Source organism: Kribbella sp. NPDC050124 (genome assembly GCF_044460355.1).
Lineage (GTDB): Bacteria > Actinomycetota > Actinomycetes > Propionibacteriales > Kribbellaceae > Kribbella.
Map to the genome: position 1 here is coordinate 158836 of NZ_JBITJU010000001.1, position 16349 is coordinate 175184.

A 16349-nucleotide genomic window follows, 5' to 3' on the forward strand; every position below is an offset into this window, starting at 1 on the left:
AGGTCAGAGAGTGATGATCGGCACCTTCCACCGGTTGTTGCCACGCCACGCACCGTTACGCGCGGCCTCGGCGAGGTGTGCGATGTCCCCTCGGTCCGAAGTCACACATGTCGCTGCCGACTCGAAGCAGCAGGCCACGACCTGGGCGTCGACCACGTCAGCCCGATCGGCGACAGCCAGCAACTCGCCCACTCGAGTAGCCAGATCCTGGGTGAGCGGCACCACCTCACAACCGTCGATCAGCCTCCGAAGCCCGCGCTGCTTGTGACCTCGCCAGACCTGGGCAAGCACTGCGGCCGGCACGCTCGGCTCGACACCGCGCATCAGAGCCCGCAGATGGATCGCCCACAGGCGCGGATCGTCGCGCTCGGCGGCAATCAGCGCGCCGGCGTCATAGACCAAATGAGTCACGCCGTCGTGCCCTCGCCTGCACCGTCGTCGGCCGCCTCACGGCGAGCCTCGTCCAGCGCCCGATCCGCCCAGTCGAGCTGCTCTGCCGTCAGCTCACCGTGCTCGGACTCCCATTCCGACACCGCTTCCAGACCGCGGTACAGCCGTTCGCTCTTCGCCACCAATTCGTTCACGTAAGCCGACGGTGTCGTCTCCGCGTCCCGAGCCCGGCGTTCGACGGCTGCCCACAACTCCTCGTCGAAGGACAAGGTCTTCTTCTTCACCGACATACCACGATGGTATGACTGCGGTATGACCAGAGCAAACCGCCGAGATCGCCCCGGCGGTTTGCGGTGGTCTCACAGCTGGACGATCTGGCTGCGCTCGGGGCCTACGCCGATGGCGGAGATTCGGGCGCCGCTGAGGGATTCGACGGCGCGGACGTAGGTTTGGGCCTCCTTGGGGAGGTCCTCGAAGTTGCGGCAGCCGGAGATGTCGTCGGACCAGCCGTCGAACTCCTCGTAGACCGGGACCGCGTGGTGGAAGTCGGTCTGGGTCATCGGCATCTCGTCGTGCCGGACGCCGCCGACGTCGTACGCGACGCAGACCGGGATCGTCTCGCGACCGGTCAGCGTGTCCAGCTTGGTGAGGACGAAGTCGGAGACACCGTTCACGCGGGCGGCGTAGCGCGCGATGACCGCGTCGTACCAACCACACCGGCGTGGGCGGCCGGTCGTCGTACCGAACTCCGCGCCCTGCTGCCGCAGCCACTCGCCGTCGGCGTCGAGCAGCTCGGTCGGGAACGGGCCCTCGCCGACCCGGGTCGTGTAGGCCTTGACGACCGCCATCACGCGGTCGATCCGGGTCGGCGGGATGCCGGAGCCGGTGCACGCGCCCGCGGAGATCGCGTTCGACGACGTGACGAACGGGTAGGTCCCGTGGTCGACGTCGAGCAGGGTCGCCTGGCCGGCCTCCATCAGCACGGTTTTGCCGTCGTCCAGCGCCTTGTTCAGCAGCAGGCTGGTGTCGGCCACCATCGGCTTGAGGCGGTCGGCGTACCCGAGCAGCTCGTCCAGCACCTCGGCGATCTCGACCGCGCGGCGGTTGTAGACCTTCACCAGCAGCTGGTTCTTCTGCTCCAGCGCGCCGGTGACCTTCTGCTCGAGGATCTTCTCGTCGTACAGGTCCTGGACCCGGATCCCGATCCGGTTCATCTTGTCGGCGTACGTCGGCCCGATGCCACGTCCCGTGGTCCCGATCCGGCGGCTGCCGAGGAACCGCTCGGTCACCTTGTCCAGCGTCCGGTTGTACGGCGGGATCAGATGAGCACTCGCGCTCACCACGAGCCGGGACGTGTCGACACCACGGGCCTGCAGCGCGTCCAGCTCCTCGAACAGCACACTGAGGTCGACCACGACCCCGTTGCCGATCACCGGGGTGACCCCCGGGGTCAGGATTCCGCTGGGCAGCAGGTGCAGCGCGTACTTCTCGGACCCGATCACGACCGTGTGGCCGGCGTTGTTGCCGCCGTTGAACTTCACCACGTAGTCGATGACCTCGCCCGTGTTGCCGAGCAGATCGGTCGCCTTGCCTTTGCCCTCATCGCCCCACTGGGCGCCGACGAGCACGATTGCGGGCATCTCAGCCCTCCTCTTCACGCGCCGGCCCGGCGATCTCACGACGCCGCGGCAGCCAGACGCTGGAAACGGTGAAGCCCGGAGACGTTCACCGGACATTCATCCGGCGACGCATCCAGGCTCTTGCGACCAAAGCCTACCGGAACCCGGTCCGGCCGCCCGATCACCGTCCACAGCGCTGAAGCGATCACTTGAAGTAGGTGTTTCATCACCTAACGGGTTGCCAATTTGCGTGATCGCGTGCACACTCTTAGTCAGCGGCCCGCCGAAACTGCCGCAGGGGACGGTTCCGGCGGGCCGCTTCCTCGTTCTCGGACGAGGAAGGTCTTGGTTCCGGACTCGTCCGGTCTGCGAGGAACGCCTTCTACTGCAGCTCTTGCGGGTTCGAGGCCAGCCATTCCTTCACCCGCCGATCGGCCTCCTCGCGCGACACGTCCTCGACCTTCGTCAGGATCGCCCAGCGGTGCCCGAACGGGTCGATCACCGTCCCGTACCGGTCCCCGGTCATGAACGTCTGCACCTGCTCCACCGGCGTCGCCCCCGCCTCGACCGCCTTCGCGAACGTCGCGTCCACGTCCGGCACGTAGTGCACCAGCGACGAGTGCACCCACTCACCGTTCGGCGCCCGCAGCCCGATCTGCGGCATCTGGTCGCTCAGCTGCAGCATCGAGTTCCCGAACTTCAGCTCCGCCTGCCCGACCCGCCCGTCCGGCATGTCCTGCCGGCTCACCACCTCGGCCCCGAACACCGCCTGGTAGAACTCGATCGCCTTCGGGCCGTCCGGCACGGCGAGGTACGGCGTCAGCGAGTGATAACCGTCGGGGATGGGCCGAACTACAGTGTCTCTGTCCGTGTTCGTCGTCATATCGGTTAGTCAACGCGTCCGCCGCCGTACCGGTCTTGTAAGAAAGCGACAGGCAGATTGAGCACCCCTCCCGAGGGCGAGAAGGGCATCCTGCATCCGCGGGAGCAGGCCCGGCACCGGACGCTGAGCCGGCTCGCCGCCGGGCCGGAGATCGGCCGCTTCGTCGAGTGGTACTGGATCGTCGAGTGGGACCTGGACGAGCCGTACACCGCGGAGGTGCTGCCGTTCCCCAGCGTCAACGTGACGTTCGAGCAGCCGGGCGGCGGGTTCGTGAACGGGGTCTGCACGCGCAAGTTCGAGCGCGAGCTGATCGGTCGCGGCCGGGTGTTCGGGGTGAAGTTCTGGGCCGGCGGGTTCGGTGCGGTGACCGGGCTGGATGTTGCGTCGTTCCGCGACCAGGTGCTGCCGTTGTCCGCGGTGTTCCCGGACGGCGATCGACTGGCCGACCTGGTGTTCGCCGAGGAGTCCGACGTACGGCGTCGTGCGGTGTTCGAGGCGTTCTTGCGCGACCACCTCGTGCCACCGGATCCGTCGTACGAGCTGGTGCGCGACATCGTCACCGCGATGGCGGCGGACCGCTCGGTGGCGCGGGTGGACCAGATCACCGAGCAGTTCGGCGTCCCGATCCGCACGCTGCAACGCCTCTTCCGGCGGTACGTCGGCGTCGGCCCGAAGTGGGTGCTGCGCCGGTACCGCCTGCACGACGGTGCCGAGCTGCTGGCGCAGGGCGAGGTAGCCGAGCTGGCAGAGTTGTCCGCCTCGCTCGGCTACTTCGACCAAGCCCACTTCTCCAAGGAGTTCAAGCAGCAGATCGGCCTGACCCCAGCCGAGTACGCCGCCCGCGCCGCCGCCGAACGCCAGATCACCTACCGCTGACCTTCACCACATACGCCATCGCAGCCGCGAGCAGCGTGGCCAATAGCGCGACGGCGTACCCGTGGTGGGCGGTGTGCGCGTCGACCACGCGGCCGGCGAGTGCCGCGCCGACCGCGATGCCGGCCGCACTGCCCGAGTTCAGCCAGGTGAAGGCCTGTGTGAGTACGGCGGATTCCACTTGCGACTCGGCCAGTACGGCGGACAGCGTCTGGATCGGCGCGATGGCCAGGCCGGGGAGCGCCAGCGCGATGCCTACCGCTGCCGGGGTTTCGACGAACAGCAACGGGATCGTGCCGATGCTGAGGGCGACCATCGCCAGCACGAACTGACTGCGTGCGGGCATGCGCCAACGCCTGGCGCCGTACGCGAACCCGGCGGCAAGGCCAACCAGACTGGTGATGCTGTAGAGCGGTCCGGCGAGTGACGGCGTGCTGCGGTCGACGGCGTACGCGGTGACGGCGACCTGCATGCTGCCGAAGAAGATGCCGATACCGATGTTCGTGGCAACCAAGGCCAGGAACGCCTTGTGTAGCAGGCGCTCCGGGTCCTTGGTGGCTTCACGTGTCGCCGGCGGTGGCGCCGTACTGCGTTGGAGCGCCAGCGCGAAGCCGCCGGCCAGCACCAGGCTCGTGGCCAATGCAGTGCCGACCACTGGGCTGCTGAGCGAGCTGACCGTGCCGATGAGCGCCGGGCCGACCATGAAGGCCACTCCGACACCGAGGGCTTCCAGTGCGAAGGCGGACGACAGGAGAGGGGAGCCACGGAGTGCATGTGACCAGCGAGCTCCGGTCTGCGCACCTACTTGGGGCAATGACCCGCCTGTGAGGACGCCAGCGGCGACCAACGACCACAGTGGTGCGTGGCCGAGGGTGAGTCCGATCAGCAGGGCGACAGCTGCCGCATGCACCACGAGGGTGATCGGCAGCATGCGGGTCTGACCGAAGCGGTCGATGAGTCGGGCGACCTGTGGACCGGCCAAGGCCTCTGCGACGGCGAAACCACCGGTCACAGTTCCGGCTGCGGCGTACGAGCCTGTGGATCCGTGGACCAGCCAGACGATGCCCAGACTGGTCATGGCGAGACCGATGCGAGCCGGTGCGGCCGCGAGGTAGAACTTCCACGCCCCGGGAGTACGCAGCGCCGCCGCGTAGCTGGATGTGGGCGTACTGATCCGTCCGGTGAGAGCCGGCACGGTGTACCTTCCGCTGCCCGAAGGGGCGGGGACCGACCGTGGGCGTCCAGCTTCACCGGTCCGTCGAGTCCGCCTACAACCGTCCATGTTCGGCAGGAAGCGGGGACGCGCGCCGCCTGCCGGCTATGTCAACGGGCAGAAACCTTGTCGTTCAGGTTGACGCGGTCATCCTACCGGCTTCGAGCACGGGCACAGAGTTGCTGCTGTCCACCTCGGCCGCGATCGCGACGTCCTGCGGGAAGCCGTACTGCGTGAGCTCGCGGCCGCCGGCGCATTCGTGCAGGACGCTCGGCAACGCGCTGGCCACGTCCTCGTAGGCAGCGGCCGCAGCCCGCGCCTCCGGCGACATGCCCTCTCTACCGAGCGCGCTCAGGAATCCGCCGGCGCCCCAGAGGTCCTCGACAGCCGGTCGCAGCGAGCCGTCCTTCCAGCGCTCCCCGGCCGCGATCGCCACGACCTTGAGCTCCGGGTCCTCGGCACGACGCTCGTTCACCCAGTCGGCGGCTGCTTGTCGGTTACGCAGCGAGACTGCGATCACCGTGGACCCGCTGTCGCTGAGCTGCTGCGCGATCGTCGAGCCGTTCGGGGACGGCAGCACCAGGCGCTTGATCCCTCGGGCCTGACGGATGGTGGCCGGTGACAGACTCACGTCGCCCGGGCCGGCTGCGGATCGGCCGACGGCGAGGACAGCGTCGTACTGCTTGGCGTACGCGACGGCGGACTCGTCACGCCAGCGGTACGGGTAGACGTCGATGCCGAGATCGGTCGCGACCGTCACGGTGGTGGTGAAGGAGAGGACGTCCACGACGGCCACGATCGCGCCGGCAACCACGTCGGCGCCGACCGGGCCCCAGTCGAAGCCGACTCGGAAACCGTCCTGCGCATAGGGGCTGGTCACCCGACGCATCCTGCCGTCGAGCCACCAGCCCCACAACCACGTTTCAGCTCAGCGCGTCTGCAGCAGTCTGGGACGAGTCCCGCAGGAAGGTCGCGCAGCGCTCGGCCTCGTCCTTCTCCTCGATGATGGCGGCCGCCTTGCCGAGCACGGCCAGGCAGCGCAGGAACCCGCGGTTCGGCTCGTGCTCCCACGGGATCGGCCCGTGGCCCTTCCAGCCGTTGCGGCGGAGCAGGTCCAGACCGCGGTGGTAGCCGGTCCGCGCGAACGCGTACGCCTCGATCGTGCGCCCGTCCGCGAGCGCCGCCTCGGCCAGCTGACTCCAGGCCAGCGACGAGGTCGGGAACTTGGCCGCGACGTCCACCGCCGCGGCCCCGGCGGCGAGTTCCGCCGCGGCCGGGTCCACGGGGAGTAGTGTCTCGGGTGGACCGGAGAGCAGATTGTTCAATTCCATAAGCACATCTTCGCCGATCACGCAGCCGTACCGGCACGTGACCGTCTGGCGAAATCCGTTGACCGTTCACCGACCGGCCACGGATGCTTGAGACCCTGCGTCAAACCGCCGTGGTTCCCAGCTACGGCCGGAAGGAGGCACCGGATGAGCGTCATCGTCCTGAACGCGTCGTACGAGCCGCTGCACACCGTGTCGATCCAGCACGCCATCCGGATGCTGGTCCGCGAGGTCGCAGTGGTGGAAGAGGCGCACGGAGAGCGGACCATCGGCCCTTTTCCGGTCCCCCGCGTACTGCGCCTGGTGCGGTACGTGGTGACCCACTGGCGCTACGCCGCCGGCCGGATGAAGTACAGCAAGCACGGAGTGTTACGGCGGGACAAGTTCCGGTGCGCGTACTGCGGTCTCGAGAACGCCGACACCATGGACCATGTCCAACCCAGATCCAGGGGCGGCCGCACCGAGTGGCTGAACGCCGTGGCCGCCCATGCCGCCTGCAACGAGCGGAAAGGCAACCGCACCCCGTCCGAGGCCGACATGCCCCTCCTCTGGCAACCCTGGGTACCAACCCGCGCGGAGCTCGTCATATGAAGATGACGGGCTTTTTTCATGCCCGCCGCGGGGTCCGCTGTCCACAGGTTTGAAGTGGGGGTCGGATCGGGGGGCTGATCACGGCACTTTCTAGGCATGAACCCTCAACTCGCCGTGATGGCCACCATCCGCGGCGGGGTGTTCACCCGCGCCGACGCGCGTGCGTGTGGCTACCCCGACCCGGACATCGACACCCTGCTGGAGACCGGCGGCTGGCGCCGGATCCGGCCGGGCACCTATGCCGCGCGCCGGGCGCTCACGCTCGTCACCGATGAGGTCCTGCACCTGCGCAAGGTGTACCGCGTGCTCCGCTCCGGCGGTCCCAGCGTGTTCGCCAGCCACCAGTCGGCGGCGGCGCTGCATGCACTGCCGCTCTGGGGCCTCGACCTGGCTCGCGTTCACGTCACCTCGCCGTACGGCCGTGGCGGCTGCGTCGGCGGGGTGCACCGGCACATCCGCGACCCCGTCGGCCCGGGCATCCAGGTCTGGAACAAGCTGCGGATGGTCTCGCCCGCGCGAGCCATCGTCGAGGTCGCCGCGACGGCACCGGGCCCGCCTGCCGTCGTCCTGACTGAAGCCGCTCTGTACGCCGGTTTGGTCACCAGCCGGTCGCTCAAACGCGCTGTGGCCGACCACGGCAACGATCGCGCGGTCAAGGCGATCTCGCGCGCCGGCCTGGAGTCCGCGTCGGTGGCAGAAGCCCGGCTCCGACTCATCCTGGCCGACGCCGGCCTGCCTGCACCCGCACCCGTGCCACCGCCAGATTCCATGGACGGCGACGACAGCGGTACGGCGGGCTCCGTCGACGTCCCGGATGCCCTCTGGTTCCCCGACGAGCGCACCGTGATCGAGTTCGAGCCGCGTTTCCCGTTCTGGTGCGAGGCGTCCGAGCCGGACGAGGGGGAGCCGGCGGCGACGGTCCCCGATCCGGCGGCGCCCGACCCGATCGAGCGCTGCGCGATCTCCTGGAAGGACCTCGACGACCCACGACTCGTCGTCGACCGGGTCAGAGCCGCCTTCACCCGAGCGTCCCGCCGTACCGGCATCAGGCAGTTCAACCTCGCCCGCGCCCGAATGTGAGCGAAGGGCATTCAGCCCGGATGTGAGTGAGGGGCCGACCGCAAGTGCGGTCGGCCCCTCGAAAACCTCAACTCTGTCAGGAGGAACAGATGTCAGGCGTTCAGCGACGTGCCCGTGGAGCGGAGGCTCTCGCAGGCCTCGGCGACGCGCTCGGCCATGCCGGCCTCGGCCAGCTTGCCCCAGGCGCGCGGGTCGTAGGCCTTCTTGTTGCCGACCTCGCCGTCCACCTTCAGCACACCGTCGTAGTTGCTGAACATGTGGGCCGCCGCCGGCCGGGTGAACGCGTACTGCGTGTCGGTGTCGACGTTCATCTTGATCACGCCGTGGTCGACCGCGGCGCGGATCTCCTCCAAGGTCGAGCCGGAGCCGCCGTGGAAGACGAGGTCGAACGGGCGGTCCTTGCCGACCTTGGCGCCGACCTGGTCCTGGATCTCCTTCAAGATCTCCGGCCGCAGCTTGACCGCACCCGGCTTGTAGACGCCGTGCACGTTGCCGAAGGTCAGCGCGGTGATGTAGTGGCCGTTCTCACCGGTGCCGAGCGCCTCGACCGTGGCCAGGCCGTCCTCGACGGTGGTGTAGAGCTTCTCGTTGATCTCGTTGGCGACGCCGTCCTCCTCACCGCCGACGACACCCACCTCGATCTCCAGCACGATCTTCGCCGCGGCCATCTTGGCCAGCAGGTCCTTGGCGATCTCCAGGTTCTCCTGCAGCGGCACGGCCGAGCCGTCCCACATGTGCGACTGGAACAGCGGGTTCTCGCCCCGGGCGACGCGCTCGGCGGAGATCTCCAGCAGCGGCCGGACGAAGCCGTCCAGCTTGTCCTTCGGGCAGTGGTCGGTGTGCAGCGCGATGTTCACCGGGAAGTTCTTGGCGACCTCGTGCGCGTACGCCGCCAGCGCGACCGAGCCGGTCACCATGTTCTTCACAGTAGAACCGGACAGGTACTCGGCGCCGCCGGTGGAGACCTGGACGATGCCGTCCGAGCCCGCCTCGGCGAAACCGCGGATCGCGGCGATCAGCGTCTGCGACGAGCTGACGTTGATGGCCGGGTAGGCGAAGCGGTTCTGCTTGGCCTTGTCCAGCATCTCGGCGTAGACCTCAGGGGTGGCAATAGGCATGTCTCGCGGTACTCCTCACAACACTGTTTCTGTGGGTTGAGCTCCAGTATCGCCGTCGGGTACCTCGTCGTACCCGGCGGCCCGCCTGCCGGACCGGCCCGGTGGCCGGGGAGCGTTCGGCAGGGATGCAGACCAGTTGATGAACAGGACCGGTCCAGTTCGTTGCGTCCCGATGACGTCTTCGGGTCGGGCTCAGGCCGACGACCCGGACCTCGGTCCGCGCGGGGTCAGGGCCATGTGCAGCCGGTAGCGGTCGGCCCGGTAGGCCGACCAGGACAGTTCGACGACCTTGCGGCCGGCGAAGGTGGTGCGCTCGAGGACCAGCAGGGGTGCCCGCCTGGCCACGCCGAGGACCCGGGCGACGTGACCGTCGGCGTTGTCCGCCCGGACGGTCTGCTCGCCGGAGGTGACGACGACGTCGTACTCGCTGGCGAAGACGTCGTACAGGGTGCCGAGCTCACGGCCGAGCAGGCCGGGGAAGAGCGCGGACGGGTAGTAGCCGATCTCGTACGCCATCGGCGACGCGTCGGCGGTGCGGAGGCGTTCGACCCGGATCACCTTGGTGCCCTTGGCGACCCGCAGTCCCTTCGCGGTCTCCTCGGAGGCCTCGATCTCGGTGGCCGACAGCACCACCGTGCCGGGTTCGAGGCCGCGGGCCCGCATCTCCCGGGAGAACGAGGTGAGGTGCAGCTGAGAGTCGACCTGGGGACCGGTGACGAACGTCCCCTTGCCGTGCACGCGTTCCAGCGCGCCCGACTCGACCAGGTCGCTGATCGCCTGCCGGACGGTCACCCGGGAGACGTTCAGCTTGTCCACCAGGGCGCGTTCGGAAGGGATCGGGTCCCCGGGGTGCAGCTCGACGTCGATCAGCCGTTCCAGCACCGATCGGACCTGGGCCCGCTTGGTCGCCACCATCGAATCTCGATCCTCCAGACCTGGGCGGGTCTCGGGGGTGCCCCGGGACGCCGCTCACTGCTATCGTGCGCAGCATACCTGTTAAGACCAGATAGGACCAGTGATCGTAGTGGTGTCTGTTCCCGCCCAGGAAACCCAGATGGCGCGCGAGATCGCCGAGCAGCCGGCCGCGCTGGCGGCCACGTTCGAGCACGTCCTGCCCCTGCGGCACGACATCACCCGGCTGGCCGCCGGGCGCCGGCACGTGATCTTCGTGGCCCGCGGATCGTCGGACAACGCCGGCGTCTACGGCCGCTACCTGACCGAGATCCACGCCGGCCGGCAGGCGTCGCTGGCGGCCCCTTCGGTGGCCACCCTGTACGGCGCGAACCTCGACCTCTCGAACTCGCTGGTGGTCGCGGTCAGCCAGTCCGGCGCGACCCAGGAGATCGTCGACACGGCCGAGTGGGCCAAGCGCAACGGCGCCGCGATCGTCGGCATCACGAACGACGGCGACAGCCCGCTCGCGTCGACGGCCGACGTCGCGCTGATCACCCAGGCCGGCCAGGAGCTCGCCGTACCGGCGACCAAGACCTACACCACGCAGCTCGCGGCGATCACCGTCGCCGTCGACGCGCTGGCGCAGAAGCCAGGCACCCTGGACGCCGACATCGCCCGGGTTCCGGACGCCGCGTCGCAGATGCTCGAGGGCTCGGTCGAGGAAGCCGCGGACCTGCTCGCCGGTGCGCAGGACGTCCTGGCCAGCGGTCGTGGCCTGACCTTCGGCACCACGCTCGAGGTCGCCCTCAAGCTGGAGGAGACCTGCCTGCAGCCGGTCCGCGGTCTGTCGTACGCCGATCTGAAGCACGGACCGATCGCGGTCGTCGACGCGGACCTCGTCACGATCCTGGTCGCCGCCGGCGAGGGCCCCGCGCTGCCCGGCATGACCGAATTGGCCGGCATCGTCCGCGAGAAGGGCAGCAAAATCCTCGGCATCGGTGGCGACCCGACCTTCGCGTCCCGGTGCGACGTCAACCTGGCCGGCCCCGACCTCCCCGAGACGCTCGCTCCCCTGGCCCTTGTCATCCCCGCCCAACGAGCCATCGAGTCCCTCGCTCGCAAGCTGGGCCTCAACCCCGACGCCCCCCGAGGCCTCCGCAAGGTCACCCAAACCGACTGACGGGAACCGTCAGCAACCTGCTCGAGAAGTCGCCGGAAAAAGTGCTCATTCGGTGAGCACTTTGGGTGGAAAAGTAGTGGTCATCAACCGGGAGACACCGAGGAAGGACCACTGAGATGTTGCGAGGATTTGCGACCGTCAGCTTCTACGCCGCCGACCTGGGGGCCGCGCGGGAGTGGTACACGAAGTTGCTGGGGATCGAGCCGTACTTCGCGGTGCCGAACGTCGACAACCCGGCGTACCTGGAGTGGAGGTTCGGGGACTTCCAGTGCGAGCTGGGGATCATCGACGCGAAGTACGCCCATCACACAGTTGCGAACGGCCCGGCCGGCGCGATCATCCACTGGCACGTCGACGACCTGGAAGGCACCCTCGACCGCCTGCTCGCGCTGGGCGCCACCCTGATCGAAGGCATCACCGAACGCGGCGACACCGGCTTCCGTACGGCGTCCGTCGCCGACCCGTTCGGCAACGTCATCGGGATCATGAACAACCCGCACTACCTGGAGGTCCTCGCCGAAATGAAGGCTTAGAGATGGCCGCGGTGGGTCAGGGCGGTGGTGATCTGGCCGGCCGTGGACCGGAGGTGGGGAAGGACCTCGGTGCAGAGCGAGGTCGGGGTGGAGCGGGAGGCGTGGGCGGAGACGTTGAGAGCGGCGATCGTGCGGCCCCGGGAGTTGTGGATCGGGGCCGCGATGGAGCGGAGGCCGAGCTCGAGCTCCTGGTCGACAAGGGCGTACCCGTCAGTGCGAGCGCGCGTGATGACGTCCCGCAGCTCGTCGGGCGAGGTGATGGTGCGGTCAGTGAGCGGTTCGGGCTCGACGGATGTCAGGTAGGCGGTCAGCTCGTCCTCGGGCAGGCCGGCCAGGAGGACGCGGCCCATGGAGGTCGCGTACGCCGGCAGCCGAGCGCCGACGCCGAGCGCGACTGTCATGATACGGCTCGTCGGCACGCGGGCGACGTACACGATGTCGGGTAGGTCGAGGGTCGCGATGGAGCAGGACTCCCGTGTCGTCGCGCTGAGCTCCTCCATGAACGGACCGGCGAGCTCGCCGAAGTCCAACGACGACAAGTAGGCCCAGCCGAGCGCGAGCACACGCGGCGTCAGCGAGAAGCGACGGCCGTCACTGCTGACGTACCCGAGCTCCACCAGCGTCAGCAGGATCCGGCGCGCCGTCGCCGGCGTGATCCCCACGTCGCGCGCGACCTCGCTCAGCGTCAGCGACGGCGCGTCCGCCGAGAACGCGCGGATCACCGCAAGGCCGCGTTCCAGGCCTTGCAGGAACGTACCTGTGGACGCCTCACCGGCCATCGGCTAGCCTTTTCGTTGAAAGAAGAACTTTTCGCTCAGCGAAATCCTAGCGGAGCAGCGCATGCCAAGTCCAGTTCCACTCGGCGAAGCGATCGCGGCCCACGTGCACGACGGCGACACCGTGGCGCTCGAAGGCTTCACCCACCTGATCCCGTTCGCGGCCGCCCACGAGATCGCCCGGCAAGGCCGCCGGCATCTGACGCTCGTCCGGATGACACCCGACCTCATCTACGACCAGCTGATCGGGCTGGGCGTCGCGGACGAGCTCGTGTTCTCGTACGGCGGCAACCCCGGCGTCGGCTCACTCCACCGACTCCGTGACGCGGTCGAGAAGCACTGGCCGCACCGGCTCGTCGTCCACGAGCACAGCCACGCCGGGCTCGCCAATGCGTACGTCGCCGGTGCGGCTCGACTGCCGTTCGCCGTACTGCGGGGATATCGCGGGACGGATCTGGAGGAGCAGCGGGACATCATCAGCCGGGTCACCTGCCCGTTCACGGGTGAGGAGCTGGCCGCGGTGAAGGCCGTGACGCCGGATGTCGCCGTGATCCACGCCCAACTGGCGGACCGCGACGGCAACGTCATGCTCTGGGGCATCACCGGCGTACAGCGCGAGGCGGTGCTGGCGGCGAAGCGGGCAATCGTCACCGTGGAAGAGGTGGTGGACGAGTTCCCGGACCGCACCGGCGCGGTCGTCCTGCCGAACTGGGTGCTGTCGGCGGTGAGCGTCGTACCGGGTGGGGCCTGGCCGTCGTACGCCGCCGGCTACTCCGTTCGCGACAACGACTTCTACCAGCAGTGGGACGCGATCTCCCGCGACCGTGCGGCGTTCCTGGAGTGGGCGCGGGCCAACGGACTTCCGGCGGCGCAGGAGGTGACTGCAGATGCCTGACAACTGGGACAGCGCGGACATGATGAACGTGGCGGCTGCGCGTGAATTGCTGGACGGGGACGTCTGTCTGGTGGGGGTCGGGCCGCCCAATCTCGCGGCCAACCTGGCTCGGCGGACGCATGCGCCCAACTGCCGGTTGGTGTACGAGTCGGGGGCCATCGATGCGAAGCCGCGGCGGTTGCCGTTGTCCATCGGGGACGACGATCTGGCCGCGACGGCGACCGCCGTGGTGTCGGTGCCGGAGATGTTCAACTACTGGGTCGGCGCCGGGCGGATCGACGTCGGGTTCCTCGGGGCGGCGCAGATCGACCGGTTCGGGAACATCAACACGACGGTGATCGGCGAGCACGAGAACCCCAGGACCCGGTTGCCGGGTGCGGGCGGAGCGCCGGAGATCGCGGCCGCGGCTGGGCGGGTGATCGTGATCGTGAAGCAGTCGCCGCGCACGTTCGTCGAGCAGGTCGACTTCGTCACCTCCGTCGGGTACGGCCCGACCGGGCGCGAACGGCAGGCGCCCGGTGCCGGTCCCACGCTGGTCATCACCGATCACGGCGTACTCGAGCCGGATCCGCAGACCAATGAACTCACGCTGACCAGGCTGCATCCAGGCGTCACCGTCGAGCAGGCCCGTGCGGCGACCGGCTGGCCGCTGAAGGTTGCCGACAGCATCAAACAGATCGATCCCCCGACCAGTACCGAGTTGGCCGCCCTCCGCCGGCTCCGCAACCGGGAGGACCTCGATGCCTGAGACAGCGGGTGGATTCGAGCACACGTTCCTACCAGGCCGGGTGGTGCTCGGGGCTGGATCCCTGGATCGAGTGGCCGCTGAGGTCGAGGGGCTCGCAGTACGGCGGGTGCTGCTGATCGCCACCCGGTCCGCGCGAGATGCGGCGGACGTGGTCGAGGTCGAACTGAGGGACCGCTTCGCCGGCCGGATCGACGGTGTGACGCAGCATGTTCCGACCGAGGTCGCCGAGAACGCACGAACAAAGGCACGAGACATCAACGCCGACGGGGTAGTTGCGATCGGTGGCGGATCGGCAATCGGGCTGGCGAAGGCGATCGCGCTGGCCACCGGAGTGCCGATCGTGGCAGTTCCGACGACCTACGCGGGGTCTGAGATGACGCCGGTCTGGGGACTGACGTCGAGCGAAGGCAAGACCACCGGATCGGATCTCACGGTCCTGCCGAAGGTTGTCGTCTACGACCCCATCCTCACGCTCCAGCTACCGAAGAACGTCACGGCAGCAAGCACGGCCAACGCGCTCGCCCACTGCGTCGAGGCCGTCTGGACACCGAAGGCCGACCCGATCACGGAGACCCTCGCGGTCGAAGCGGCCCGAGCACTCACCACCGGACTCAGAGCAGTCCTGCAGGAGCCAACCGACATAGATGCCCGAAGCAATCTCCTGTACGGCGCGTGTCTGGCCGGCCAGGCGTTCGCGAACTCGGGCTCGGACCTGCATCACAAGCTGTGTCACTACCTCGGCGGCACGTTCAACCTCCCGCACGCCGAGACCCACGCAGTGGTCCTCCCCCAGGTTGCAAGGGTCAAGGCGCCGGCCGTCCCCAGAGCGAAAGCCCGGTTGGAAGACGCCTTGCAGACAAGCGATCTGGCCACCGGCCTGTTCGACCTGTTCGCCGAGGCCGGCATCCCGACCAGCTTGAAGCAACTCGGCCTCACCCAGGACCAGGCACGGGATGCCGCCAAGGCCTTCGACGCCGACGACATCCTCACCCGCGCCTGGCAAGGCACCAGGCCTGAAGGAGTAGCCAGATGAGATCCGCCTACATCCTGGACGCCGTTCGCACCCCGGTCGGCAAGCTGGGCGGCGCCCTCGCGTCCGCTCGCCCCGACGACCTCGCCGCGGCAACCCTCAAGGAACTCGCGACCCGCAAGCAGCTCGACCCCGCCGAGCTGGACGACATCTTCCTCGGCAACGCGAACGGCGCCGGCGAGGAGAATCGCGACGTCGCGCGCATGGCCGCGCTGCTCGCCGGCTTCCCCACCAGCGTTCCCGGTACGACGGTCAACCGCCTCTGCGGCTCCGGCCTCGAAGCGGCGATCCAGGCGGCTCGGGCGATCGAGACGAACGATGCCGACCTGGTCATCGCCGGCGGTGTCGAGTCGATGAGCCGAGCACCGTGGGTGCTGCCGAAGCCGGACCGCGCGTATCCGCACGGCAGCCTGACGGCCGAGTCGACGTCCCTCGGCTGGCGGCTGGTCAACCCGAAGATGCCGAAGGACTGGACGATCTCGCTCGGCGAGGCGACCGAGCGCTTGGCGGAGAAGCACAACATCAGCCGCGAAGCCCAGGACGTGTTCGCCCTCGAGAGTCACGAGAAGGCCGCCAAAGCCTGGGCAGCCGGCACGTTCGACGCGGAGCTCGTGCCCTGGGACCGTCTCGACGTCGCCGGACCACCGCTGACCAGGGACGAGTCGATCCGCGACGGTGGCACGCCGGAATCCATGGCGAGACTCAAGCCGGCGTTCCGCCCCGATGGCACCGTTACAGCGGGGAACGCCTCGACGTTGAACGACGGCGCCTCGGCCGTGCTGATCGGCAGTGAGGAGGCTGCTGACCGGCTGGGCGCGGTACCGATGGCGCGGATTGTCAGCAGGGCGGTTCATGCGGTCGATCCGCAGTACTTCGGCATCGGACCGGTCGAGGCGTCCGAGAAGGCACTGCGCAAAGCAGGCATCGGCTGGGACGACCTGAAACTCGTCGAGCTGAACGAGGCGTACGCGGCTCAGAGTCTCGCGTGCCTGCAGCAATGGCCCGGGCTGGACCGCGACAAGGTGAACGTGAACGGCGGAGCGATCGCCCTCGGCCATCCGCTCGGCAGTTCCGGAACCCGCATTCTCACCACCCTCGCCCACGAGTTGGTCCGGCGCGGCGGTGGCTACGGCCTGGCGACGTTGTGCATCGGCGTCGGCCAGGGCCTGGCGATGGTGATCGAAGCATGAGGAGCAAC

Annotated in this window: 19 protein-coding genes; 9 read left to right on the forward strand and 10 right to left on the reverse strand. The window is 68.6% G+C overall.

All coding sequences use genetic code 11. The features are described 5' to 3' along the window. Nucleotides 1–3 precede the first annotated feature (3 nt). The 4 genes from ACIBL3_RS00820 to ACIBL3_RS00835 all read right to left on the reverse strand — a co-directional run bounded on the left by ACIBL3_RS00820 (nucleotide 4) and on the right by ACIBL3_RS00835 (nucleotide 2892). Nucleotides 4–411, reverse strand: coding sequence for a PIN domain-containing protein (locus ACIBL3_RS00820; RefSeq protein ID WP_396351064.1), 408 nt, complete (start codon nucleotides 409–411; stop codon nucleotides 4–6). Next, on the reverse strand, nucleotides 408–680 hold the full coding sequence (locus ACIBL3_RS00825; protein ID WP_396351065.1) for a hypothetical protein: 273 nt from the start codon (nucleotides 678–680) through the stop codon (nucleotides 408–410). Before ACIBL3_RS00825 ends, ACIBL3_RS00820 begins: the two co-directional genes overlap by 4 nt. A 69-nt stretch (nucleotides 681–749) precedes the next feature. Beyond that, nucleotides 750–2030 (reverse strand): adenylosuccinate synthase, encoded by a 1281-nt coding sequence (locus tag ACIBL3_RS00830; RefSeq protein WP_396351066.1) that lies wholly within the window; start codon nucleotides 2028–2030, stop codon nucleotides 750–752. Between the two features lie 361 nt (nucleotides 2031–2391). Next, nucleotides 2392–2892 carry a VOC family protein gene (locus tag ACIBL3_RS00835; protein ID WP_396351067.1) on the reverse strand — a complete coding sequence of 167 codons (501 nt, stop codon included), beginning with the start codon at nucleotides 2890–2892 and terminating at the stop codon, nucleotides 2392–2394. A 57-nt stretch (nucleotides 2893–2949) separates the two neighbouring features. Here ACIBL3_RS00835 and ACIBL3_RS00840 point away from each other — a divergent pair, with 57 nt between their 5' ends. After that, nucleotides 2950–3768, forward strand: a complete 819-nt coding sequence (locus ACIBL3_RS00840) for a DUF6597 domain-containing transcriptional factor (protein WP_396351068.1) — start codon at nucleotides 2950–2952, stop codon at nucleotides 3766–3768. Here the strand turns inward: ACIBL3_RS00840 and ACIBL3_RS00845 are convergent. The 3 genes from ACIBL3_RS00845 to ACIBL3_RS00855 form a co-directional block, all read right to left on the reverse strand. Then, a complete protein-coding gene (locus ACIBL3_RS00845) occupies nucleotides 3755–4960 on the reverse strand; it encodes an MFS transporter (RefSeq protein ID WP_396351069.1) in 1206 nt (401 codons plus the stop codon). The two genes, ACIBL3_RS00840 and ACIBL3_RS00845, sit on opposite strands and share 14 nt — an antisense overlap. A gap of 151 nt (nucleotides 4961–5111) precedes the next feature. Beyond that, on the reverse strand, nucleotides 5112–5867 hold the full coding sequence (locus tag ACIBL3_RS00850; protein WP_396351070.1) for a 2-phosphosulfolactate phosphatase: 756 nt from the start codon (nucleotides 5865–5867) through the stop codon (nucleotides 5112–5114). A gap of 34 nt (nucleotides 5868–5901) precedes the next feature. Beyond that, complete coding sequence (locus ACIBL3_RS00855; protein ID WP_360514874.1) at nucleotides 5902–6309, reverse strand: DUF3151 domain-containing protein; 408 nt, start codon at nucleotides 6307–6309, stop codon at nucleotides 5902–5904. A gap of 144 nt (nucleotides 6310–6453) precedes the next feature. Between ACIBL3_RS00855 and ACIBL3_RS00860 the strand changes: the two genes are divergently transcribed. Then, complete coding sequence (locus tag ACIBL3_RS00860) at nucleotides 6454–6897, forward strand: HNH endonuclease (RefSeq protein ID WP_360514871.1); 444 nt, start codon at nucleotides 6454–6456, stop codon at nucleotides 6895–6897. Between the two features lie 96 nt (nucleotides 6898–6993). Continuing rightward, nucleotides 6994–7977: a type IV toxin-antitoxin system AbiEi family antitoxin domain-containing protein gene (locus ACIBL3_RS00865; RefSeq protein WP_396351071.1), complete on the forward strand. Its 984-nt coding sequence runs from the start codon at nucleotides 6994–6996 to the stop codon at nucleotides 7975–7977. A gap of 92 nt (nucleotides 7978–8069) precedes the next feature. On the opposite strand, the gene fbaA is transcribed toward ACIBL3_RS00865, so the two are convergent. Beyond that, entirely contained in the window at nucleotides 8070–9095 is a 1026-nt protein-coding gene (fbaA, locus tag ACIBL3_RS00870; RefSeq protein WP_396351072.1) for a class II fructose-bisphosphate aldolase, read from the reverse strand. Between the two features lie 192 nt (nucleotides 9096–9287). Further along, nucleotides 9288–10010, reverse strand: coding sequence for a GntR family transcriptional regulator (locus ACIBL3_RS00875; RefSeq protein WP_396351073.1), 723 nt, complete (start codon nucleotides 10008–10010; stop codon nucleotides 9288–9290). 139 nt (nucleotides 10011–10149) lie between these two features. On the opposite strand from ACIBL3_RS00875, the gene ACIBL3_RS00880 reads away from it, so the two are divergent. Further along, nucleotides 10150–11169 (forward strand): SIS domain-containing protein, encoded by a 1020-nt coding sequence (locus tag ACIBL3_RS00880; protein ID WP_396351074.1) that lies wholly within the window; start codon nucleotides 10150–10152, stop codon nucleotides 11167–11169. Between the two features lie 116 nt (nucleotides 11170–11285). Continuing rightward, nucleotides 11286–11702, forward strand: a complete 417-nt coding sequence (locus ACIBL3_RS00885; RefSeq protein ID WP_396351075.1) for a VOC family protein — start codon at nucleotides 11286–11288, stop codon at nucleotides 11700–11702. Here ACIBL3_RS00885 and ACIBL3_RS00890 read toward each other — a convergent pair. Continuing rightward, nucleotides 11699–12481, reverse strand: a complete 783-nt coding sequence (locus ACIBL3_RS00890; protein ID WP_396351076.1) for an IclR family transcriptional regulator C-terminal domain-containing protein — start codon at nucleotides 12479–12481, stop codon at nucleotides 11699–11701. The two genes, ACIBL3_RS00885 and ACIBL3_RS00890, sit on opposite strands and share 4 nt — an antisense overlap. Nucleotides 12482–12542: 61 nt before the next feature. Between ACIBL3_RS00890 and ACIBL3_RS00895 the strand changes: the two genes are divergently transcribed. The 4 genes from ACIBL3_RS00895 to ACIBL3_RS00910 are packed head-to-tail and all read left to right on the forward strand — an operon-like array spanning nucleotide 12543 to nucleotide 16341. Beyond that, nucleotides 12543–13373 (forward strand): CoA transferase subunit A, encoded by an 831-nt coding sequence (locus ACIBL3_RS00895; protein ID WP_396351077.1) that lies wholly within the window; start codon nucleotides 12543–12545, stop codon nucleotides 13371–13373. Beyond that, nucleotides 13366–14121 carry a CoA-transferase subunit beta gene (locus tag ACIBL3_RS00900; protein WP_396351078.1) on the forward strand — a complete coding sequence of 252 codons (756 nt, stop codon included), beginning with the start codon at nucleotides 13366–13368 and terminating at the stop codon, nucleotides 14119–14121. The genes ACIBL3_RS00895 and ACIBL3_RS00900 overlap by 8 nt, the downstream gene beginning before the upstream one ends. Then, the gene (locus tag ACIBL3_RS00905) at nucleotides 14114–15154 is read left to right on the forward strand and encodes a maleylacetate reductase (RefSeq protein WP_396351079.1); all 1041 of its coding nucleotides are present in this window, start codon (nucleotides 14114–14116) and stop codon (nucleotides 15152–15154) included. The genes ACIBL3_RS00900 and ACIBL3_RS00905 overlap by 8 nt, the downstream gene beginning before the upstream one ends. Further along, complete coding sequence (locus ACIBL3_RS00910) at nucleotides 15151–16341, forward strand: thiolase family protein (protein WP_396351080.1); 1191 nt, start codon at nucleotides 15151–15153, stop codon at nucleotides 16339–16341. Before ACIBL3_RS00905 ends, ACIBL3_RS00910 begins: the two co-directional genes overlap by 4 nt. Nucleotides 16342–16349: the final 8 nt, after the last annotated feature.